This window comes from Haemophilus sp. CCUG 60358, assembly GCF_001679485.1.
Taxonomy (GTDB): domain Bacteria; phylum Pseudomonadota; class Gammaproteobacteria; order Enterobacterales; family Pasteurellaceae; genus Haemophilus_D.
The window spans coordinates 132,273-154,519 of record NZ_LZOZ01000017.1 but is presented as its reverse complement, the minus strand read 5'-3'; the positions used below and the strand labels follow the sequence as shown (position 1 = coordinate 154,519).

19 protein-coding genes are annotated in these 22,247 nt (G+C 36.4%); 14 read left to right on the top strand and 5 right to left on the bottom strand.

Annotation, left to right across the window (positions count from 1 at the left end; all coding sequences use genetic code 11):
* Window positions 1–45: 45 nt before the first annotated feature.
* From relA to A9500_RS08535, 3 genes are all read left to right on the top strand, one after another.
* Window positions 46–2,295: a GTP diphosphokinase gene (gene relA, locus A9500_RS08545; RefSeq protein WP_065244600.1), complete on the top strand. Its 2,250-nt coding sequence runs from the start codon at window positions 46–48 to the stop codon at window positions 2,293–2,295.
* A 20-nt stretch (window positions 2,296–2,315) separates the two neighbouring features.
* On the top strand, window positions 2,316–2,672 hold the full coding sequence (locus tag A9500_RS08540; RefSeq protein ID WP_005695266.1) for a diacylglycerol kinase: 357 nt from the start codon (window positions 2,316–2,318) through the stop codon (window positions 2,670–2,672).
* A gap of 114 nt (window positions 2,673–2,786) precedes the next feature.
* Window positions 2,787–4,043 carry a GntP family permease gene (locus A9500_RS08535; protein WP_065244599.1) on the top strand — a complete coding sequence of 419 codons (1,257 nt, stop codon included), beginning with the start codon at window positions 2,787–2,789 and terminating at the stop codon, window positions 4,041–4,043.
* A 69-nt stretch (window positions 4,044–4,112) separates the two neighbouring features.
* Here A9500_RS08535 and A9500_RS08530 read toward each other — a convergent pair whose 3' ends face one another.
* The 4 genes from A9500_RS08530 to proC form a co-directional block, all read right to left on the bottom strand.
* Window positions 4,113–5,213 (bottom strand): FRG domain-containing protein, encoded by a 1,101-nt coding sequence (locus A9500_RS08530; protein ID WP_065244598.1) that lies wholly within the window; start codon window positions 5,211–5,213, stop codon window positions 4,113–4,115.
* 63 nt (window positions 5,214–5,276) lie between these two features.
* Entirely contained in the window at window positions 5,277–6,170 is an 894-nt protein-coding gene (xerD, locus tag A9500_RS08525; RefSeq protein WP_005698164.1) for a site-specific tyrosine recombinase XerD, read from the bottom strand.
* 2 nt (window positions 6,171–6,172) lie between these two features.
* A complete protein-coding gene (locus A9500_RS08520; protein ID WP_065244597.1) occupies window positions 6,173–7,333 on the bottom strand; it encodes a 3-phenylpropionate MFS transporter in 1,161 nt (386 codons plus the stop codon).
* Window positions 7,333–8,148, bottom strand: coding sequence for a pyrroline-5-carboxylate reductase (gene proC, locus A9500_RS08515; protein WP_065244596.1), 816 nt, complete (start codon window positions 8,146–8,148; stop codon window positions 7,333–7,335). Before proC ends, A9500_RS08520 begins: the two co-directional genes overlap by 1 nt.
* Window positions 8,149–8,216: 68 nt before the next feature.
* Here proC and rdgC point away from each other — a divergent pair, with 68 nt between their 5' ends.
* On the top strand, window positions 8,217–9,128 hold the full coding sequence (gene rdgC / locus A9500_RS08510) for a recombination-associated protein RdgC (protein WP_065244595.1): 912 nt from the start codon (window positions 8,217–8,219) through the stop codon (window positions 9,126–9,128).
* 83 nt (window positions 9,129–9,211) lie between these two features.
* Here rdgC and typA read toward each other — a convergent pair whose 3' ends face one another.
* On the bottom strand, window positions 9,212–11,062 hold the full coding sequence (gene typA / locus A9500_RS08505; RefSeq protein ID WP_049369816.1) for a translational GTPase TypA: 1,851 nt from the start codon (window positions 11,060–11,062) through the stop codon (window positions 9,212–9,214).
* A gap of 248 nt (window positions 11,063–11,310) precedes the next feature.
* On the opposite strand from typA, the gene glnA reads away from it, so the two are divergent.
* The 10 genes from glnA to glf all read left to right on the top strand — a co-directional run bounded on the left by glnA (window position 11,311) and on the right by glf (window position 22,244).
* Window positions 11,311–12,729 (top strand): glutamate--ammonia ligase, encoded by a 1,419-nt coding sequence (gene glnA, locus A9500_RS08500; protein WP_065244594.1) that lies wholly within the window; start codon window positions 11,311–11,313, stop codon window positions 12,727–12,729.
* A gap of 203 nt (window positions 12,730–12,932) precedes the next feature.
* The gene (locus tag A9500_RS10550; RefSeq protein ID WP_083180401.1) at window positions 12,933–14,066 is read left to right on the top strand and encodes an LPS O-antigen chain length determinant protein WzzB; all 1,134 of its coding nucleotides are present in this window, start codon (window positions 12,933–12,935) and stop codon (window positions 14,064–14,066) included.
* 2 nt (window positions 14,067–14,068) lie between these two features.
* Window positions 14,069–14,869, top strand: coding sequence for a DUF4422 domain-containing protein (locus A9500_RS08490; RefSeq protein ID WP_065244593.1), 801 nt, complete (start codon window positions 14,069–14,071; stop codon window positions 14,867–14,869).
* A 2-nt stretch (window positions 14,870–14,871) separates the two neighbouring features.
* Complete coding sequence (locus A9500_RS08485; protein WP_065244592.1) at window positions 14,872–15,681, top strand: phosphorylcholine transferase LicD; 810 nt, start codon at window positions 14,872–14,874, stop codon at window positions 15,679–15,681.
* 1 nt (window position 15,682) lies between these two features.
* A complete protein-coding gene (locus A9500_RS08480) occupies window positions 15,683–16,732 on the top strand; it encodes a glycosyltransferase family 2 protein (protein WP_065244591.1) in 1,050 nt (349 codons plus the stop codon).
* Window positions 16,733–16,742: 10 nt separating this feature from the next.
* Complete coding sequence (locus tag A9500_RS08475; protein ID WP_065244590.1) at window positions 16,743–17,897, top strand: hypothetical protein; 1,155 nt, start codon at window positions 16,743–16,745, stop codon at window positions 17,895–17,897.
* A complete protein-coding gene (locus tag A9500_RS08470) occupies window positions 17,898–19,352 on the top strand; it encodes a flippase (RefSeq protein WP_306452694.1) in 1,455 nt (484 codons plus the stop codon).
* A 9-nt stretch (window positions 19,353–19,361) separates the two neighbouring features.
* Window positions 19,362–20,090 carry a 2-C-methyl-D-erythritol 4-phosphate cytidylyltransferase gene (locus tag A9500_RS08465; protein ID WP_065244589.1) on the top strand — a complete coding sequence of 243 codons (729 nt, stop codon included), beginning with the start codon at window positions 19,362–19,364 and terminating at the stop codon, window positions 20,088–20,090.
* Window positions 20,090–21,136, top strand: coding sequence for an NAD(P)-dependent oxidoreductase (locus A9500_RS08460; RefSeq protein WP_065244588.1), 1,047 nt, complete (start codon window positions 20,090–20,092; stop codon window positions 21,134–21,136). The genes A9500_RS08465 and A9500_RS08460 overlap by 1 nt, the downstream gene beginning before the upstream one ends.
* 4 nt (window positions 21,137–21,140) lie before the next feature.
* Window positions 21,141–22,244 (top strand): UDP-galactopyranose mutase, encoded by a 1,104-nt coding sequence (gene glf, locus A9500_RS08455; RefSeq protein WP_065244587.1) that lies wholly within the window; start codon window positions 21,141–21,143, stop codon window positions 22,242–22,244.
* Window positions 22,245–22,247: the final 3 nt, after the last annotated feature.

Below are 22,247 nucleotides of genomic sequence, written 5' to 3'. Positions count from 1 at the left end.
GTTGACAGGATGTCACCGAGCCATATTCATCAACAAGGGGGTATTATGGTTGCAGTTCGTGGTTCTCACTTATTAAATCCGCAAGATTTTGTGATCGAGCAATGGTGTTCGAGCCTTAAACTTCCTGCCGCCACTGAAAAGTCCCTGATTGATGCCTGGTATTACGCTCAAGCTAAAATAGCTGAACATGCCGATAAAATGGAAAATGCAGTGCTCACATTGCAATCCGGTGTGGAAATGGTGGAAATCCTGCATGAAATGAATATGGACAGTGAGAGTTTGCTCACTGCGATGCTATTCCCATTAGTCGCCAATCAACTCGTAGATTGGGAACAAATTCAAGAAGATTTTGGTTCTAAAATCACGAAATTACTCAAAGGCGTGGAAGAGATGGATAACATCCGCCAGCTCAACGCCAGTCATTCTGCCAATGCCTCTCAAGTGGATAATGTACGCCGTATGCTCCTTGCGATGGTGGACGATTTCCGCTGTGTGATCATCAAACTTGCCGAACGTATTACCTTTCTTCGCGATGCGGAAAATCATTTTTGCGAAGAAGAAAAAGTGTTGGCAGCCAAAGAATGTTCCAATATTTATGCCCCGTTAGCGAACCGTTTAGGTATCGGTCAATTGAAATGGGAGCTTGAAGATTACTGTTTCCGTTATTTGCATCCAGAACAATATCGAAATATCGCCAAATTATTGCATGAGCGTCGTTTAGATCGTGAACAGTATATTACTGATTTTGTGACAGAATTAACCGGTTATTTAAAAGAAAATATTGATCAGGTTGAGGTTTACGGTCGTCCAAAACACATCTATAGCATTTGGCGAAAAATGCAAAAGAAACATTTGGAATTTAGTGGTTTATATGATGTAAGAGCGGTCAGAGTTATTGTGCAAAAATTGCAGGATTGTTATACCGCGCTTGGTATCGTGCATACCCATTTCAAACACTTACCAAAAGAATTTGATGACTATGTCGCCAATCCTAAACCGAATGGCTATCAATCCATTCATACTGTGGTATTGGGCAAAGGCGGTAAGCCGATTGAAGTGCAAATTCGTACTCAACAAATGCATGATGATGCTGAACTTGGGGTTGCGGCGCACTGGAAATACAAAGAAGGGACGACAGGTAGCCTTTCTGCTTACGAAGAAAAAATCACTTGGTTGCGTAAATTACTTGCATGGCAAGATGATATTACAGATTCTGGCGAAGTGATGGCGGAATTGCGTAGCCAAGTCTTTGATGACCGAGTCTATGTGTTTACGCCAAAAGGTGAGGTAGTAGACTTGCCAGCTGGTTCTACACCGCTTGATTTTGCTTATGCGATTCATAGTGAAATTGGTCACCGTTGTATTGGGGCAAAAGTCGGGGGGCGTATCGTGCCATTCACTTATCACTTACAAATGGGTGAGCAAGTGGATATCATTACGCAGAAAAATCCGAACCCAAGCCGAGATTGGGTCAATCCGAACTTAGGTTTTACGCATACGTCAAAAGCGCGTGCGAAAATCCAAGCGTGGTTCAAAAAACAAGATCGTGATAAAAACGTTCCTGCGGGTAAAGAGCTATTAGATAATGAGCTTGCGCGTTTGAATATCAGTTTAAAACAAGTAGAGCAGGTTGCATTACCTCGTTATAACTTAAAAAACCTTGAAGATTTATATGCGGGTATCGGTAGCGGGGATATTCGTTTAAATCAGTTGGTGAATTTTTTACAAAGTCGATTAATTAAAGTGACGGCTGAAGAGGCAGATCAAGAAATTCTCCGTCATGTGGCGAGCAAAAGTGCGAATACCGCGCAGCAAAAAGCACAACAAAAAGCAGATCAGCAACAGAAAAAAGGCTATGTGATTGTTGAAGGCGTCGGTAATTTACTGCATCATATGGCGCGTTGTTGCCAACCGATTCCAGGCGATGCAATCGCAGGCTATATTACTATGGGACGTGGCATCTCAATTCATCGCTGCGATTGTGAGCAGTTTATTGAATTACAAGCGGCACATCCTGAACGCGTGGTAGAAGCCCTTTGGGGGGATAATTACGCGGCTGGTTTCCATATTAATATTCGCATCGTGGCAAGTGATCGTAATGGTTTATTACGCGATATTACGACTGTGCTGGCGAATGAAAAAGTCAGTGTGCTAGGTGTTTCAAGCCGTGCGGACACCAAAAAACAAGTAGCAACGATGGATATGGAAATTGAACTGAAAAATGTCGAAAGTTTAAGTAAAATACTAGCCAGATTAGCGAAGTTAGACGACGTTATCGAAGCAAAACGTTTATAGATTACAACATAGGAACTTTTATGTATAAAACCACGGGATTAACCCATTTAATTAACTCCACAAAATATTCCTTACAAGGTTTAAAGAGTGCATTCAAAAATGAAACTGCATTTCGCCACGAATGTTTTCTTGCGTGCATTCTGATACCGCTCGCATTTTGGCTAGGTGACACTAAAATTGAAATTGCCTTGATGATTTCATCGGTTTTACTCGTGATGGCAGTAGAGCTGTTAAATAGTGCAGTTGAAGCGGTGGTAGACCGTATCGGTACAGAACGCCACGAGCTTTCAGGGAGGGCCAAAGACCAAGGCTCAGCAGCGGTATTCATTGCGCTTTGCATCGTTGCCGTTGTTTGGGGAAGTATTTTATTTTTCTAAAGTGCGGTCAATTTTAATTAAAAATGTCGGCTTATGTGTTTTACATAAGCCGTTTTTGTATAATGTACACAAACATTTATATACCTCAGCGGTATTGGATATAAGTAGGTATTTATGACAACAGTTTCGTCTTTCGGTGCATTAGTTTCGCTTATTGTGGCCATTTTTCTCATTTTGAAAAAAGTCTCTCCAGTCTATGGCATGTTGACGGGGGCCTTTATAGGCGGGCTAGTTGGTGGCGCTGATTTATCCGAAACGGTGAACTTAATGATCGGTGGGGCCCAGGGCATTACGACAGCCGTCATGCGAATTTTAGCGGCAGGCGTACTGGCGGGGGTACTCATTGAATCGGGGGCGGCCAGCACGATTGCCGAAACTATTACACATAAACTTGGCGAAGCAAGAGCGTTATTGGCTTTAGCCTTAGCCACATTAATTTTAACCGCTGTTGGCGTGTTTATTGATGTGGCCGTTATTACGGTTTCCCCGATTGCGCTCGCGTTAGCTCGTCGCACCAATTTATCAAAATCAGCCGTTTTATTGGCGATGATTGGTGGGGGAAAAGCTGGAAACTTGATGTCACCTAACCCCAATGCCATTGCAGCAGCAGATACCTTTCATCTGCCTTTAACGTCGGTAATGGTAGCGGGGATTATCCCCGGGATCTTTGGGTTAGCCTTAACCTATTTCTTAGCGAAACGTTTAAAAAATAAAGGCTCTTTTGTATCCGAACAAGAGAGCGTTGCCGTTGATACTCAACATTTACCCTCATTTTTGGCCGCACTTGCTGCGCCATTAGTGGCCATCTTATTACTGGCGCTACGTCCATTGGCGGACATTAAAGTCGATCCTCTCATTGCATTACCTTTAGGTGGTTTAATTGGTGCGTTATGTATGGGAAAACTTCGCTATGCGAATAGCTATGCAATTAGTGGTTTAGGCAAAATGGCACCAGTGGCGATTATGTTGCTCGGTACAGGGGCTTTAGCAGGCATTATTGGCAACTCGGGCATGAAAGATGTGCTAATTGAGGGCTTAAAACATTCTGGTTTGCCTCCTTATATTCTTGCGCCAATTTCTGGTGTATTGATGTCTCTTGCGACGGCATCTACGACGGCAGGCACAGCGGTCGCATCCAATGTATTCAGCTCAACATTATTAGAACTGGGCGTAAGCAGCCTTGCGGCGGCTGCCATGATTCATGCGGGAGCGATCGTATTCGACAATATGCCACACGGTTCTTTCTTCCATGCGACTGGTGGCAGTGTGAATATGAATATGAAAGAACGCTTAAAACTGATTCCTTATGAAAGTGCGATCGGTTTAATTATGACGGTCGTTTCTACGCTTATTTTCGGTGTGTTTTATTGATTTGAGGAGTGTATATAAATTTTAAAGAGCGGTCGTAAAACGTAATGAATTATGACCGCTCTTTTGATTCTATTTTTTGTATTTTTTGTATTTTTCTAATATTTCTTTAGCTTGAGATTCTAATTCAGGAAATAGAGAATTTTGACTAATTCCGAAAATTTTCAACTCATCTAAAATATGTTGTTTACGGTCAGCTGGAATAATGAAATTTTCATTATTTTGGTCTTTTTTTATCCATTTTTCATTTAATTTGGCTTGCGATGTTTTTATTTTATTTATGCCAAACAGTAAGAAACAACCTTGTTGTCTAATAATTCTCTTGTTATTTAATTTAGGTTTTACACAGATTACTCTTTCTAGATCTTCTTTATTTATAATTGGTCTAAATTCAGGTTTATCTTTTCGAATGTCATGTAATAGTTTAGATATTTCAGTTGACCTATTAAAACATTCAGTATTTGATTCTTCTTTAATTGTAGCTAATGACATTTCATAATTCTCTTTTTTGTCTTTGTTTTGCATTTTAGATATTATTTCTTCAATTTCTTTTTCGAGTTTATTGATATCTTCTTCGCCGAATGAAATATTAGATTGATACTTTATATTTTTTTTCACAGCATTTTTAAAAAATAAAGCGGATTCAGTGAATCCAGATGTTGGAGTCACGCTAAGTAGGAAATCGGCTTGTGCGCATAAACTTTGCGCCTTTAAAATGGTTTCATCAATATTTATAGAAAAATCACTTTTTCTTAAAGATATTGCAGATAAAACTGAAACCGTATCACTATCAAAATATTTGATATCGTTATTAGGAATATCAAAAATAATAATTTCACCTTTTTCATCAGGATTGCGCACGGCAAAATAAGCAGCAACGAGAAGGTTGCTTGTTAAGTCTAATAATCGTGTAGGGTAACCATAGTGTTGTAATTTAACCAATGTATCAAATAGAGTATCTTTATCTGAAAATTCATCTGGGTTGTTTATAATAGCATCTCTAATTATATTATCTTCATTATGATAATATTTGTTATCTTCTCGATATATGCTTGGTTCTAATTTATATTTTTCCGCATTAGAATGCCCCCTAAAGAATCTGGTATACCCATCTTTAGGTTCTCCTAATTGCTCTAATGCATCAATAAGATCTTTAATGCTCTTAATTTCCATATTTTTTCCTTAGTTTATATAGAGTTAATATAAATTCCTTTTAAATAATAACTTGCGTTTTATTTATCCCCTTGGATGAAATCTTTCATGAAGGTGTTTCAAGCGTTCTTTAGCCACATGAGTATAGATTTGCGTAGTGGAGAGATCGCTATGTCCGAGGAGCATTTGCACAACACGGAGATCCGCACCGTGGTTCACTAAATGTGTCGCAAAGGCATGACGGAGAACGTGCGGTGAAAGGGCATCCGTATCGATTCCCGCTAACACCGCATAATGCTTTATACGATGCCAAAAGGTTTGGCGAGTCATTTGCTGAGCTCGTTGACTTGGAAAGACCACATCTGAACTTTGTCCATTAAGCAAAATAGGACGACCGTAAAGTACGAATTGTCGCACCCAAAACGCGGCCTCTTCTCCCATTGGTACAATACGTTCCTTGTTGCCTTTGCCAATCACACGCACGACACCTTGTTGTAAATTCATATTTTCAATGGTGAGGGTGACCAACTCTGTCACACGCAATCCCGTAGCGTACAGCAATTCCAACATGGCTTTATCGCGTAACTCAAGCGGAATTTCTACATCTGGTGTATTTAATAAATCTGTGACTTGTTGCTCGGTTAAATACTTAGGCAAACGGCTTGGTAATTTAGGCGAGCTCAGTACGGCACTGGGATCATCTGTACGATATTTTTCACGGTATAAATATTGGAATAATTTCCGCATCGCACTTAGCATTCGTGCGGTGCTAGTCGCTTTATAGCCTTGTTCTAAACGGCTACCTAGAAATTGCTGTAGATCTAATGGCTCGAGGGTTTCGAGGGATAAATTTTGTTTATCCAACCAATCACATAGTGCGGTCAAATCGAGACGATAAGACTGCACAGTGTTTTCAGACAATCCTTTTTCAATCCAATATTCATTCAAGAACAAATCGACTAGCGTGAGATTATTCATGTTTACACTCTATGAGGTAAAAAGGCTTTTACACCTCGTGGGGTGATAAATAAACCAATGAAGGCAAAGGCGGCCATTAAGCTGAAAGCATAAACTGGTGAAATTGGATAAAGTACGCCAGAAAGTGCGGTGAAAATGGCAATGGCTGCACATCCTGCTAAGGCATTGTATAAACCTTGTAATTTCGCAATATGGGTTTGTGGTTGCGTGGTGATATAACGCACGGTTGCGTAATGTCCCGCAACATAAGTAAGGCTGTGAAAACATTGCAATAGGATGATTTCAACAAAGGTATCGGCATAACCGAAAGCAAGCCAACGTACGATAGCTGCGATGCCTGTGAGATAGAAAAGGGCCGTAATGCTCCAGTTTTTGAATAATCGGGTAGAGAAGAAAAAGACGACGATTTCAGCTAATACACTGATTCCCCAAAATAACCCAGCATCGGAAACAGAATGACCGTGGCTTGTCCAGAAGATAGTGCTATATGAGTAATAAGCGGCATGCGATCCTTGAATCAGTGCGATAGCAATAAATAAACGAAGTGTCGTTTTATTTTTGAGTAAGCCTAAGAATCCAACAGAATTTTCGACCGCACTTTGTGGCTCATCTTGTGGCATTGGATTTGGATGAAGTAGCTGAACAATGCTATAGAAAACGAGTATGCCCGTGATCATCCAAGTAATATATTGCTCACCCACGAGTCCAACGAAATACCCGAATACCATGACACCAACAACAAACGCAAAGGAACCAATTAAGCGCGCTTTGCCGTAATCTAAATGAATTTGTTGCTGCCACGTACTGGCAAGGCTATCACCAATCGGCATCCCCGCTGCATTTACCATGGAATACAAGGCAAGTCCAATAAACAATAGCCAGAAATTGTGTGACATCAGTCCAATTAACGCCATTGTAATCGCACTAGCCACACCTAAATAACGTAAGCCATTTACTAAGAGGGAAACACGTTTTATTAAGCCGGAAAATAAAATACCGCCGCTGAAACGGAATATGTAGGCACAGGCAAGCAATAAGCCGATACTTTCTTCGCTATAAGATTGCGTTTTCAACCATGCTGGGAAAAGGGGAAGAAACACACCGTAGGCACAATAGTAGCCAAAAAAGCTCAAGGCGAGCCAAGTAAAAGGACGAACTTGCATTAGAATAATTTTTCCATTTCTTGTGAGCATGCCACACAGGCCTGCATTGCTTGTTTAATGATGTCGTTAAATTGGTGCTGATTGAACACATTTAACGCGGCTGCGGTGGTACCTCCTTTTGAGGTGACATTTTCTCGTAAAGTCGAAAGGGCTGTCTGTGGATTTTCAATCACCAGCTTCGCCGAGCCTAACATAGCTTGTTGTACCAACTCACGAGCTTGCTTTTCATCTAAGCCCATTTCTATTAAGCCTTGTTGCATAGCCTCTAAAAATTGGAAGAAGTAAGCTGGGCTACTGCCAGATGCAGCGGTGACAGCATGCATTTGATCTTCATTCGTCACCCAAGTAGTTTTTCCTACAGCTGAAAGTAAATCTTCCGCAAAAGTGCGGTCAGTTTCAGGCGTGTTTTTGTCAGCAAATAAGCCTGCCATACCTTCTCCAATTAACGCTGGGGTGTTTGGCATCACGCGAACAATGGATTTTGCTGTTGGAATGAGTTCGGCTAATCGAGCAGTCGAAATACCCGCAGCAATAGAAATGATTAATTTATCAGAAAAATCAATCGCACTTAATGACTTGCAAACATCAGTGAGGACTTGCGGCTTAACGGCAAATAAGATTACTTGAGATTGCATGATGGATTGAGCGTTATCCGTAGAAACCGCGACGCCGTATTGAGCAAAAAAAGCACGTTTCTCTTCATTAGGATCATTAACGATAATTTTATCGGCTGGATAACCTTGTTTTAATAGGCCTAACACAATGGCTTGTGCCATATTGCCACCGCCGATGAAGGCAATTAATTTCTGTTGCATCATTTTTTCCCGTGAGTTTATGGGCTACAATGTCGCGTATTTTACCCTATTATGAAGGAAGTGTTACGATGTGGTTTAAAAATTTAATGTCATATAGGCTGACTAAGCCCTTAGATTGGGATCTTAATGAATTACAACGCCAGTTGTCAGATTGTGAATTTTATCCTTGTGGCTCACAAGATCAAAGTAAATTCGGTTGGGCGAGTCCCTTGAGAGGCAGCGAGTTATTGCATTTTTCAGTCGGTAAACACATTTTGTTGGTCGCGAAAAAAGAAGAAAAAATATTGCCGGCGAATGTGGTGAAACGTGAATTAGATGAACGTATTGAAAGCCTAGAGCAAAAAGAAAACCGCAAATTAAAGAAAACGGAAAAACAAACGTTAAAAGATGATGTGGTGATGAATTTATTACCACGTGCATTCACTAAAAATCAGCAAACTGCCGTATGGATTGATACGGAGAACAACCTTGTTCATGTCGATGCTGCATCCAGTAAACGTGCAGAAGATGCCTTAGCATTATTGCGTAAATCACTTGGTTCGTTACCCGTTGTGCCGTTGGCTTTTGCCAATGAACCTTCGACCATTTTAACAGATTGGATTGTGCAGGAAAAAATCCCGCATTGGTTGGTGGCATTAGAAGAGGCTGAATTGCGTGGAAGCCAAGAAGACAGTGTAATCCGTTGTAAGAAACAGCCATTAGAAAATGAAGAGATTCTTGCGCTTTTACAAGATGGCAAAAAAGTGGTGAGTAAGCTCGCATTGGAATGGGAAGATACGCTGACTTTTGTGTTTAATGAAGATTGTACGCTCAAACGCTTAAAATTTGCTGATGCAGTGCGTGAGAAAAATGCGGATATTTTAAAAGAAGATTATGCACAGCGTTTTGATGCTGATTTTGTATTAATGACGGGGATTTTATCTAAGCTGACGGAAAACTTACTTGATGAGTTTGGTGGTGAGAAAGTACGATTAGGCTAGTTTTAATCATGAAATAAAAAGGCGAACATCATGTTCGCCTTTTGTTTGTTTAAACGTGTGGTCAAATTTCCGAACGTTTTTAATTAGTGAGTACTCGTACTGGTTGTCGTACGGTTTGCACGTTTACGATCGTTTTCCGTTAAGAGTTTTTTACGGATACGGATCGATTCAGGAGTCACTTCCACCAACTCATCATCATCGATAAACTCGATAGCTTGTTCAAGTGTAAATTTTACCGGTGTAGTTAATACGATGGCATCATCTTTACCCGATGCACGCATATTGGTGAGTTTTTTACCTTGTAAACAGTTAACAGTTAGATCGTTTGTACGGCTGTGAATACCAATGATTTGGCCTTCGTAAACTTCTACGTTAGCTTCGATCATTAATTTACCACGCTCTTGTAAACCAAATAGCGCATAAGCTAATGCTTTACCAGTTGCGTTAGAAATTAATACACCGTTTTTACGTTGACCGATTTCACCTGGTTTGATGTCATCGTAGTGATCGAAACTGGAGTAAAGTAAACCTGTACCGGATGTCATCGTCATGAATTCACCACGGAAACCGATTAAGCCACGGCTTGGAATGATGTATTCTAAACGTACACGACCTTTGCCATCCGGCATCATGTCACGAACTTCACCTTTACGGATACCTAATGCTTCCATGACAGAGCCTTGGTGTTGTTCTTCTACGTCGATAGTCACTTGCTCGTAAGGCTCTTGTTTTTTACCGTTGATTTCACGGTAAATTACTTTAGGACGAGAAACCGCAAGTTCATAACCTTCACGACGCATATTTTCAATTAATACAGAAAGGTGTAATTCACCTCGGCCAGAAACACGGAATTCATCTGGGTTTGGTGTTTCTTCTACGCGTAGTGCCACGTTGTGAACTAACTCTTTGTTTAAACGTTCAAGAATTTGACGAGAAGTCACATATTTACCTTCTTGACCCGCAAACGGAGAGGTGTTTACACAGAAGAACATGGTTACGGTTGGTTCATCAACAGTTAATGAAGGTAAGGCTTCAACCGCATTGATATCACAAAGGGTGTCGGAAATATTTAATTCACCTAAACCGGTAATCGCAATGATGTCACCTGCATAAGCGATATCTTCTTCATAACGTTGTAAACCAAGGTGACCTAATACTTGACCCACACGACCTTGGCGAGTTTTGCCTTCACCATCAATAATCGTTACAGGTTGATTTGGTTTGATTGCACCACGTTTGATACGACCGATACCGATAACACCCACATAGCTGTTATAGTCTAATTGTGAGATTTGCATTTGGAATGGTGCATCAAGTTCTACTTTTGGCGGTTCAACGTGTTGAACGATCGCTTCAAATAACGGCGTCATATCTTCCGCTAATTCTTCGTGTTCGAGACCCGCAACACCATTTAATGCTGAAGCATAGATAATTGGGAAGTCTAATTGCTCATCGGTTGCACCAAGGTTAACGAATAAATCGAATACTTGATCCACAACCCAATCAGGACGTGCGCCTGGACGGTCAACTTTGTTGATAACCACAATTGGTTTTAAACCGTGAGCAAAGGCTTTTTGGGTCACGAAACGTGTTTGTGGCATTGGGCCATCAAAAGCATCTACCACTAAAAGTACAGAGTCTACCATAGAAAGTACACGTTCCACTTCACCACCGAAGTCGGCGTGTCCTGGGGTATCTACGATGTTAATGCGATAACCATTCCAGTTAATTGCGGTATTTTTTGCAAGAATGGTAATACCACGTTCTTTTTCAAGATCATTTGAGTCCATTACGCGTTCATCAACATCACCACGAGTTGATTCAAATGTACCGGATTGTTGAAGGAGTTTGTCAACGAGGGTGGTTTTACCATGGTCAACGTGAGCGATAATTGCGATATTGCGCAATTTATTAATATCAATGTCGTTTTTCATTTATTACGTTCTTAAAGTTTAAGTTTGGTAGGGTGGAATTTTTATGCCACCGAATAGTCCAAGTAGTTTGAATTAGTGAGTAAACTCACCCTACGAGAATCTCGAAAGGGCAAAAATTATACACGATATTTCGCTGCTCTGCTATGCCATGGGATAAAATAAATCTTATGAAAAAGGCAAGCGATTGCGTTATAATGCTCTTTTAATTTTTATAAAGATTATATACATAGCAAAATAGAGGACTCCTTATGCCTAATGCAAATGCAATTGCCAACGTATTCAAACTGATCGAAGAGAACGATATTAAGTTCGTACTACTTCGTTTCACCGACATTAAAGGTAAAGAACACGGCGTTTCTATCCCGGTTAGCCTTGTCGATGAAGATATGTTTGAAGATGGCAAAATGTTCGATGGCTCTTCTGTTGAAGGTTGGAAAACCATTAACAAAGCCGATATGCTTTTAATGCCAATTGCTGAAACTGCAGTAGTCGATCCATTTGCGCAGATCCCAACACTTTCAATTCGTTGTAGCGTTTATGAGCCAACAACCATGCAAAGCTATGATCGTGATCCGCGTTCAATTGCTATTCGTGCTGAAAACTATATGCGTTCAACCGGTATTGCTGATCAAGCATTCTTTGGTCCTGAGCCAGAGTTCTTCTTATTTGATGATGTGCGTTTTGATGTATCAATGAACCGCGCTTCTTTCGCCATTGATGACATTGAAGCCGCTTGGAACACCAACAAAAAATATGAAGGTGGTAACAATGCTTATCGTCCATTGAAAAAAGGCGGTTACTGTGCGGTTGCTCCAATTGATACGGCACACGATATTCGTTCTGAAATGTGTTTGATTTTAGAAGAAATGGGCTTAGTTATCGAAGCTCACCACCATGAAGTGGCGACCGCGGGCCAAAACGAAATTGCAACGAAATTCAACAGCTTAACCTTGAAAGCAGATGAAACACAAATCTATAAATATGTGGTACAAAACGTTGCATTAGAACACGGTAAAACCGCTTGCTTTATGCCAAAACCAATTACGGGCGATAATGGTTCAGGCATGCACTGTAATATGTCATTAAGCAAAGATGGTAAAAACATTTTCCAAGGTGATAAATATGCCGGCCTTTCTGAAACCGCACTTTATTACATCGGTGGTATCATTAAGCACGCTAAAGCATTAAATGCTTTCACTAACCCAAGCACTAACTCATACAAACGTTTAGTACCAGGCTTTGAAGCGCCAGTTTTATTAGCTTACTCTGCAAGTAACCGTTCTGCGTCAATCCGTATCCCAGCAGTAACCAGCCCGAAAGCAATCCGTATTGAAGCGCGTTTCCCAGATCCAATGGCAAACCCGTATCTCGCTTTCGCTGCATTATTAATGGCAGGTCTTGATGGTGTGGTGAACAAAATTCATCCAGGTGATGCAATGGATAAAAATCTTTATGATCTTCCACCTGAAGAATTAAAAGATATTCCAGCGGTAGCGAGCTCACTAGAAGAAGCATTGAATTCATTAGAAAAAGATTATGAATTCTTAACGCAAGGTGGTGTGTTTGCTAAAGACTTTATCGAAGCATTTATTAGTATTAAACGTAAAGAAGTAGAACGTTTAAATATGACACCACATCCTGTTGAGTTTGAGATGTATTATGCCTAGTGCGCGTATAATTAACTGATTCTATTTATAAAAGGTATTATCAAATTTTGATGATACCTTTTTTGTTTCTTAGAGCCATTTATTCTATTATGAGTGCTAGTGATTACAGGTCATAACCAGCCTGAATTTCCTTGTTAGCCTAAGGTAACTTAGGTAGAATGAACTCGCACTATAGTATATAGAAATACTTGAAGGAATTAATGATGAGTGATACTTATTCTCCAAAAATGAATGAATCTAATGAAATAGATTTAATTGAGTTAATCAGAATTTTATGGAAGAAAAAGCTGTGGATAATATTGTCAGCTCTTGTTGGTATGGCCATTTCTGTAGGTTATGTATTTACGGCAAAGGAACAATGGACATCTACAGCGATCCTTGTTGCTCCCCGTTCCACTGATTTAGGACGTCTGTTACCCGTGCGTGCTGAGTACGCTCGTATTGTTGGTGATAGTGAATTTTCAACTGGTAAATTATCAAGTTCTCTTTATGGGCAATTTAAACATTTTCTTTTATCAAACGATTTAAAAAGAGAATTTTTGTCACAATCAACTTTAGTTAAGGACTATACTAAAGAAATGACTGAAGAACAAAGAGAAAACTACATTGAGACCGCGATTTCAAACTATCTCATTGTTCATGAAGTTGATCCTAAGAAAAATGATTTGACCGAATTAGATAAAATAGGGTTAAAGATCACCTTTTCAGCTGAAACGCCTAAATTAGCTCAATCAGTATTAGTTGATTATATAAATTTTGTGAATCAATACATCTTAAATCAAACTAATAAAGAATTTAAGTTAGGATTTTATTTACGTTTAGACGCCTTAAAGTTTACTAAATTACAAATTGAAGAAAGTTTAACTGAGGCTAAAAAGGTCCAGATAGAGAATTTAACTAATGCTTTAAATATTGCTAAAAAAGCGGGGATTACAGAGTTTTCTAAAGGTAATACAAATAGTTTATCGATTCCTGAATATATGATGGGGGAGGGTCGTTTAAATATCTCTGATTCCAAATTAGCAGATGGAACCTATCTCTTTATGCTTGGCGAGAAATATTTAAGAGCCCAGCTAGATATTGCAAAGGGTACTGAAATTGTTTACCCAGTGAACTATTATAGTACAGAAAGACAGTTAGCAAAATTAACAGAATTAGAACCTCGCTTAGATAATATTGGAGAGGTAAAAAGCTATTATTATTTAAGTTCACCAGATTATCCCGTTCAGCGTGATTGGCCTAAGCGATTGATTTTACTTATTGTAGGGTTTGTTTTTGGTGTAGTACTTTCATCATTAATCATTTTAGCTAGAGAAGTATTTTCAAATAGGGCGTAAATATGAAAGATATTAAAATTATTATTGCTACACACAAACAACATTTTATGCCATCAGATGATATGTATCTGCCATTACATGTAGGTAAATTAGGAAAAGAGGAACTTGGTTATCAAGGCGATGATACTGGTGATAATATTTCAGCTAAAAATCCTAATTTTTGTGAACTAACAGGGCTTTATTGGGCGTGGAAAAATTTACCTAATGATTATTTAGGTTTAATTCATTATCGCCGTTTTTTTAGTGTAAAAAGCCGAATGGAGCGTAAAAAGAATCCGTTAGAAACACTCTATTTAACACACAAAGAAGCGAGTGAATTATTAAGCCAATATGATGTAATCGTACCAAGTAAACGCAATTATTACATTGAAACGCTTTATTCACATTATGCAAATACCTTACATGCCGAGCATTTAGATGTAACTCGTGAAATTATTACCGAAAAGTGCGGTGAATTTCTAGGAAGTTTTGATGCAGTAATGAAACAGCGTGGCGGCTATATGTTTAACATGTTCATTATGTCTAAAAAATTAGTGAATGATTATTGCAGTTGGCTATTTCCCATTTTATTTGAATTGGAAAAACGTATTCCTGCGGAACAATATTCAGTATTTCATGCGCGTTTTTATGGACGCGTAAGTGAGTTGTTATTCAATGTTTGGTTAAAACAATATTCTCAATCTAAACTATTAAAAGTGAAATCAATTCCATTTGTTTATGGCGAGAAAATTAATTGGTTGAAGAAAGGAACTGCATTTTTAATGGCTAAGTTCTTTGGTAAGAAATACGAAAAGAGTTTTTAATAATGAAAAAGCAACTTTCTTTAGATGAAATTAAACAAGTAGAATTGCAGATTTTAATTGAGTTTCGCAGAATTTGTAATGAACTTGGATTGAGATATTATCTTTCAGGTGGCACATTGCTAGGCGCTATTCGTCATAAAGGCTTTATTCCTTGGGATGATGATATTGATTTAGCAATGCCTCGCAGTGATTTTAATAAGTTGATTGAATTTAGTCGTAGTTATAAAAATGATACTTATAAATTCTTATTTTTTAGTCAAACTGGAACTTTATTACCTTATGCTAAATTTGTAAATGTCAAAACACACATTGATGTTAAGTATGCAGAAGATGAAATGCAGCAGCATCTGTGGCTAGATATTATGCCAATGGATGGTTTACCTGAAGATCTAAATGAAGTTGCTAGAATTTATAAGAAGGCGGAATACTATCGAAAAATTATTGGTTTATGTAATGCTAAATTAGGCGAAGGGAAAAGTGTGGTCAAGAAATTAGCCAAATATATACTTAAGCCTTTAGCTTTAATTTATGGTAAAGAGCGTGCGATAGCTAACTTAAATAAATTAGCGATGAAATATGATTATGATTCAGCTAAATATGTAGGAGCTATTACGTGGGGGCTTTATGGTGAGGCTGAAAAAATATTAAAAGCTGATATTGATAAAGGGTATCAAGTTACTTTTGAGAATGAGCAATTTGATTCTTTTAGTTGTTGGGATTCTTATTTAACTGCTCTTTATAAAAACTATATGCAATTGCCTCCAGTTGAAAAACGCATTAATCACGAAATGATTGCTTGGGTTGAAAAATAATATGAAATTAAGTTTAATTTTTTGTTGTTACAATGTCTCTAAATACTTAGATGGTATTTATAAGTGGTTATGTGAGCAACCTTATCAAAATATAGAAGTTATTTTTGTCGAAGATTGTGCAACTGATGATACTAAGGAAAGACTATTTTCGTTAGTGCATGATCCTAGGATGAAAATTATTGAAAATCCTAGGAATTTAGGTTTATCGGAAAGCCGTAATATAGGATTAAGACACGCTACTGGTGATTATGTTGGTTTTCCTGATCCTGATGACCAGTTTGATACTAACTGGTTACTAGAAATTGCGGATATTTCTAAAAATAACAGTATTAATGTAATTATTACGGGTATGAGAGAAGATTATGAAACTAATGATAAACTTGAGTTTTCAAAGGATATAATTAGTAAATTTTCAGGGGGTATTACTCGTAATAATATTTTTGATGCTCTAGTTGATTTAGAACAAAGTTTTCTACTAGGTTACATGAATAATAAATTTTATAATCGAGAATTTTTGATTGAAAATAAATTTTCTTGCAAGTCATTAGCGCTAAAAGAGGATTTTGAATTTAATATTAATGTATTTAGTAAGGTTGATTCATTATATATACTTAATAAACCCTATTATTTTTATAAGAAAAGAACGAATGGTAATACATTGACATCTAAATTTGTACCAGAATATTTTGATATTCATATGGATACACTTTTGCAATTTAAATCTTTGTTAGAAGTTTACCAATCTAATTTATCTAAACAATCAGAAATACTCTTAGTTAATAGATTTGTTAGATATTTCCTATCCTCTATTGAGCGTAACACAAGTAAATCCGCAGGCTTAACATTTAATGATCAAAAAGAATGGATAGAATCTATATTTTCTAATTCAAAATATAATTATTTCTTAGAGAGACTAGATTTAATAACAGGAAAGATAAAGATAATTGAATGTATTTTTTCAGCTAGGTTCTCTTGGTTGCTTGTAATACTTGGTAATATAATAAAATATTTGAAAGCGAATTTGCCTATTCTTTTTGCTAAGCTTAAATAGGAATTCTTTAATGCTTAATTCTAATAAAAGCATATCCAGATATGTGTTTCTGTTAGCCTACTTTCTATGGGTATTTTTTATCCATATTTTAGGTGGTCAATATTTTACACTATTTGATACTAATTTATTACTGAAGTCATTTAATGCATGTGTAATGTTTTTATTGCTTGCTTATGTTGTAATAGGTTATTCGTTTAACAAAGCTTCATTTTTAGATCTATTAATTACTATCGTGTTTTTCATAGGTTATATGCATTTTAAAAAAGGTGTATTAATTTATCTTTTTATTATGCTATGCCGTAATATTCCATTTTCGAAAGTAATGAAAACATTCTTACTAGCAACATTTTCAGGAATGTTATTTATTTTCTTTACATATCTTTTTAACCTTTATCCTGAAACTTATTTAAATCTATTTCGTGAAGATGGTACATATCGTTATTTATTAGGTTATCGGTTCCCAACTTTTTTACCGAATTACTATTTCCATTTGGTTTTATGTTGGTTTTTTGTAAGAAAAGAAAAAGTTACCTTTCTAGAGTTATTAGTAATTTTATTATTGAATTATCCTATTTATGTATTTACAGATACGAAAGCAGCATTTGGATTGGTCATTCTTTCTTGTGTTGCAATTTTATTTGTTAAATATTTAAAAATTAATTACTCTACACTGATGTTTGGTAAGTTATATAAATTATTTACAAAATATAGTTTTATTATTTTTGCCGCAATAGCCATATATTTTCAATATACATATAATCCAGAACTTGAGTGGATGGGCAAGTTAAATTCTATGCTTAGTGGACGTTTAGCGTTAGGGCATTGGGGGTTTGAATTATATGGTATTCAGCCTTTCGGTAGTTTTGTTGAGTTTACAACAATGTTAGAGGCTAGCGAAACAAATAAGTTCTTTTATATTGATTCTGCTTATGTTCAGTTATTATTGGTTTATGGATCAATTATTTTTGCTTTAGTGTGCATAGGTTATACAAGAATTGGAATAAGAATTGTTAAACATAATGATAAATATTTTAGTTTGGTGTTAATTCTTTTATTTGCACATTCGATTACTGATCCTCAATTAATGTCTCCTGAATTTAATCCATTCTTACTTTGCTTGGGTTATTATGGGTTAAATAAATATAGGAATAATATATTTAGATAAATGATGAAAATTCACTCAGTTAAATTTAACTTTGCAATGAATATGTTATTAACGGTTTCAAACTTTTTATTCCCGTTAATTACATTTCCTTATGTTTCTAGGGTGTTAAGCCCTATTGGAACAGGGAAAGTTGCATTTGCTTATTCTATTGTTTCTTACTTTAGTATTTTTGCAGCTTTTGGTGTAGCTAATTATGGTATCCGAGCTTGTGCACAAGTAAGGGATGATAAAGAAAAATTATCAAAAACAGTACAAGAAATATTACTCATCAATATGGTATTGATGAGTTTTGTCTATATTGTCTATTTTTTAGGTATCGTTTTTATTCCTGAATTAAAGGCGGAGAAAACACTTTTTTTAATTTCGGGTTTAAATATTCTATTCACAATTGTGGGGGTGGAGTGGCTATATAAAGGAATTGAGCAGTATTTTTATATTACTATCCGTTCCATTATTTTTAAATTTATTGCTTTTGTACTTGTTTTTACGTGTGTTAAAACTGAGTCAGATTATAGTGGTTATGCATTTATCATTATTTTTGCGACTGTTGGTTCAGGTTTCGTAAATTTATATAATTTGCGGAAAATAATAACAATTAAATATTTCTCAAATTATGACTTTAAACGCCATCTTAAACCAATGATGACTTTTTTTATTACTACGATTGCAGTCACTTTTTATGTAAATGTAAGTGTGGCATTGCTTGGTTTTATACAGGGGAATGAAGAAGTTGGTTATTATAATGCAGCATATCGTATAAAAGATGTAATGGTGAGTATTGTTACTTCGTTAGGTGCCGTTTTATTACCAAGATTAAGTTATTATATTGAAAATAATATGTGGGATAAGTTTAATGATATTTTGTCAAAGTCAACACAATTTATTTTTATCTTATCACTTCCTTTGGTTGCCTTTTGTATTTTATTTGCAAAACCATCAGTTTTGATTTTGGCTGGTTCTGCTTATTTAGGCTCGATTATTCCACTGCAAGTATTAGCGTTAATTATTTTTATTGTGGGATTATCTAATTTAACAGGGATTCAGATGCTTATTCCACTTAAGAAAGAAAAATATTTATGCTATTCCGTAGTGATTGCTGCGGTAATCAATATGGTACTTAATTTAATCTTAATTCCAGAATACGGAGCAATCGGTGCGGCAGTTTCTGTAATGGTGGCAGAGGCGAGTATTTTAATCTATCAGATTTATATATTAAGAGCTTATTCTCAAGTGTTATTTAGTGGCGTCAGTTATATGCGAATTATTATGGCATTAGCCTTAGCTATTATTGTATCAATATGGCTGAATATAAATCTGAATTATAATGAGACTATTGTGTTTTTAGTAAGCGCGAGCCTATTTTTTATTTGTTATTTAGGTGTTTTGTTATTGTCTAAAGAACCTTTTATTTTTACTATTCTAAATCAAATTAGATCAAAATTAACTAAGAACTAGGAGATGGATATGAATTCGGCAGTGATTTTTGCAGGCGGAACAGGTTCTCGTATGAATTCTAAGGTATTGCCAAAGCAGTTTTTAAAAATTTATGGTAAGCCCGTGATTATTCATACCCTAGAAGTTTTTGAAAATTGTGATGAAATTGAAGAAATCGTTGTAGTGATTTTGCAAGGGTGGGAGCGATATTTGGAATGTTTATTAGAACAATACCGTATTACTAAAGCTAAAAAAGTAGTTACAGGCGGTGAAACTGGGCAGCAGTCTATTTATAACGGATTAAAAGAAATTCGTGAGGGTATTGTATTGATCCATGATGGTGTTCGCCCATTTATTTCTAGTCAGCTTATCAAAGAAAATATTGAGACGGCAAAGGTTAATAAAATTGCTATTACATGTGTAAAAGCAAAAGAAACATTAGTTTCAGTTAAAGATCATAAAATTAACGGCGTACTTAAACGTGATGTTTCTTATATGGCACGAGCACCGCAAACTTTTGATGTGTCTTTACTAAAATTAGCACACAAAAAAGCGATTGCAGACAATAATTTTTCTTTTGTTGATTCTTGTGCAATTGTAAAACATTATTTCCCTGAATCGGACTTTAATATTGTGGAATGTGGTTCTGAAAATATTAAAATCACAACACAAGAGGACTTTTATTTAGCTAAAGCTATGTTTTCTTTAGAAGAAGATGAACAGCTTTATGGCTTTAAACGTGGTGATGAGAAAAAATAATGAAAGATTTAGTTTTAAAAGAAGATTTAGAATTTATTTTAGATAAGGTTTTCAGAGAAGGAAAATTTAATCGTTCAACAGTATTAGTCACTGGAGCGACAGGTCTAGTTGGCTCCTTAATTGTAAAAAGCATACTGTATGCTAACCAGGTATTAAATGCTCAGATTATAGTTTTAGCTAGTGTCCGAAATTTAGAAAAAGCAGCAGATACTTTTGCTGATTTTTCAAATGAAAGTTTAATATTTGTGACAGACAGTTTGTTATCTCCCTTGTATTTTGACCAAACTATTAACTTTATTGTGCATACTGCAAGTATTACTGCTTCAAAAGAAATGGTAGAAAATCCAACAGGTGTACTATTAACAGCATTTGAAAGTACAAAGAATTTACTGGAATATGTGAAAGCGCATCCAAGTTGCAAAATGGTTTATATTTCTTCAATGGAATATTATGGTCAGGTTGCGGATGATTATACTAATGTTACTGAAGATAAATTAGGTTATATTGATCTTAGTAAATCACGTAGTTGCTACCCTGAAAGTAAGCGAGTTTGCGAGGCATTATGCAATGCTTATGTAGTACAATATAACCTAGATGTATGCAGTGCAAGGCTGGCTCAAACATTTGGAGCTGGTGTACCTCTTTCTGATAACCGTGTATTTGCACAATTTGCAAAAAGTGCACTCAATAAGACGGATATTATTTTACATACTATGGGGCAATCTGAAGGTAATTATTGTTATACGGCAGATACGGTGTACGGTATTTTTGTTCTTTTGCAAAAAGGCGAGAAAGGGCACAGTTATAATGTTGCTCGCAATCATAGCACCATTTTAAATATGGCAAAAATGGTTGCAGATAAAATTGGTAACAATCAAATTAAAGCAGAAGTTCATATTCCTGAAAATTTAGGTAGTTTGGGATATGCTCCAGATGTTAAATTAAAACTAAATTCAGATAAACTTAAAGCATTAGGTTGGCAACCTGAAATGGATCTTGAGAATATGTTTAAACGTATGATTAGAAGCTGGGAATTACAGGAATAATAAAATGAAGGAATATGATTATCTTATTGTTGGAGCAGGTCTTTTCGGCTCAATCTTTGCTCATGAAGCAGCTAAACGTGGTAAAAAATGTTTAGTGATTGAAAAGCGTAATCACATTGGTGGAAACTGCTATACCCAAAATATCGAAGGTATCAATGTGCATAAATATGGTGCACATATTTTCCATACTAGTAATAAAGTAGTTTGGAACTACATTCAACAATTTGCTGAATTTAACCGTTTTACCAATTCACCCGTTGCACGCTATAAAGATGAACTCTATAGCTTGCCATTCAATATGCTAACCTTCAATAAAATGTGGGGGGCAATTACACCACAAGAAGCAGAAACAAAAATCAAAGAGCAGATTACAAAAGAAAATATTGCAGCCCCTAAAAACTTAGAAGAGCAAGCAATTTCACTTGTTGGTCGTGATATTTACGAAAAATTAATCAAAGGTTATACAGAAAAACAATGGGGGCGTAAATGTACGGAACTTCCTGCATTTATTATTAAACGTTTACCCGTGCGTTATACCTACGATAACAACTATTTCTATGATACTTATCAAGGTATTCCTATTGGTGGATACACAAGGATTTTTGAAAAAATGTTAGATGGTATTGAGGTTAAACTGGGGGTAGATTTTTTTGCAGCGCGTGAATATTACGAAAGTATAGCTGATAAAATTGTGTTTACAGGAATGATTGATGAGTACTTTGGGCATCAATTCGGTAAATTAGAATATCGTAGTTTGAGTTTTGATAATGAAGTATTAGATATGCCAAATTATCAAGGTAATGCAGTTGTGAACTATACTGAAAGTGAAGTCCCTTATACACGTATAATTGAACATAAGCACTTTGAATATGGTGCGCAAGATAAGACAGTGATTACTCGTGAGTATTCAAAAGAATATCAAGAGAGGGATGAACCTTATTACCCAATTAATGATCAGCGTAATAACGAATTATATTCAAAATATAAGGTATTAGCAGATAATGTATCAAATGTTATTTTTGGAGGTCGTCTAGCTCAGTATAAATATTTTGATATGCATAATATTATTGCTGAAGCCTTGGAATGTGTAGCTAAAGAGTTAGATTAGATA

Coding starts and splice junctions, on each gene's coding strand:
- relA (WP_065244600.1), top strand. CDS start 46: ATGGTTGCAGTTCGTGGTTCTCACTTATTAAATCCGCAAGATTTTGTG.
- A9500_RS08540 (WP_005695266.1), top strand. CDS start 2,316: ATGTATAAAACCACGGGATTAACCCATTTAATTAACTCCACAAAATAT.
- A9500_RS08535 (WP_065244599.1), top strand. CDS start 2,787: ATGACAACAGTTTCGTCTTTCGGTGCATTAGTTTCGCTTATTGTGGCC.
- A9500_RS08530 (WP_065244598.1), bottom strand. CDS start 5,213: ATGGAAATTAAGAGCATTAAAGATCTTATTGATGCATTAGAGCAATTA.
- xerD (WP_005698164.1), bottom strand. CDS start 6,170: ATGAATAATCTCACGCTAGTCGATTTGTTCTTGAATGAATATTGGATT.
- A9500_RS08520 (WP_065244597.1), bottom strand. CDS start 7,333: ATGCAAGTTCGTCCTTTTACTTGGCTCGCCTTGAGCTTTTTTGGCTAC.
- proC (WP_065244596.1), bottom strand. CDS start 8,148: ATGCAACAGAAATTAATTGCCTTCATCGGCGGTGGCAATATGGCACAA.
- rdgC (WP_065244595.1), top strand. CDS start 8,217: ATGTGGTTTAAAAATTTAATGTCATATAGGCTGACTAAGCCCTTAGAT.
- typA (WP_049369816.1), bottom strand. CDS start 11,062: ATGAAAAACGACATTGATATTAATAAATTGCGCAATATCGCAATTATC.
- glnA (WP_065244594.1), top strand. CDS start 11,311: ATGCCTAATGCAAATGCAATTGCCAACGTATTCAAACTGATCGAAGAG.
- A9500_RS10550 (WP_083180401.1), top strand. CDS start 12,933: ATGAGTGATACTTATTCTCCAAAAATGAATGAATCTAATGAAATAGAT.
- A9500_RS08490 (WP_065244593.1), top strand. CDS start 14,069: ATGAAAGATATTAAAATTATTATTGCTACACACAAACAACATTTTATG.
- A9500_RS08485 (WP_065244592.1), top strand. CDS start 14,872: ATGAAAAAGCAACTTTCTTTAGATGAAATTAAACAAGTAGAATTGCAG.
- A9500_RS08480 (WP_065244591.1), top strand. CDS start 15,683: ATGAAATTAAGTTTAATTTTTTGTTGTTACAATGTCTCTAAATACTTA.
- A9500_RS08475 (WP_065244590.1), top strand. CDS start 16,743: ATGCTTAATTCTAATAAAAGCATATCCAGATATGTGTTTCTGTTAGCC.
- A9500_RS08470 (WP_306452694.1), top strand. CDS start 17,898: ATGATGAAAATTCACTCAGTTAAATTTAACTTTGCAATGAATATGTTA.
- A9500_RS08465 (WP_065244589.1), top strand. CDS start 19,362: ATGAATTCGGCAGTGATTTTTGCAGGCGGAACAGGTTCTCGTATGAAT.
- A9500_RS08460 (WP_065244588.1), top strand. CDS start 20,090: ATGAAAGATTTAGTTTTAAAAGAAGATTTAGAATTTATTTTAGATAAG.
- glf (WP_065244587.1), top strand. CDS start 21,141: ATGAAGGAATATGATTATCTTATTGTTGGAGCAGGTCTTTTCGGCTCA.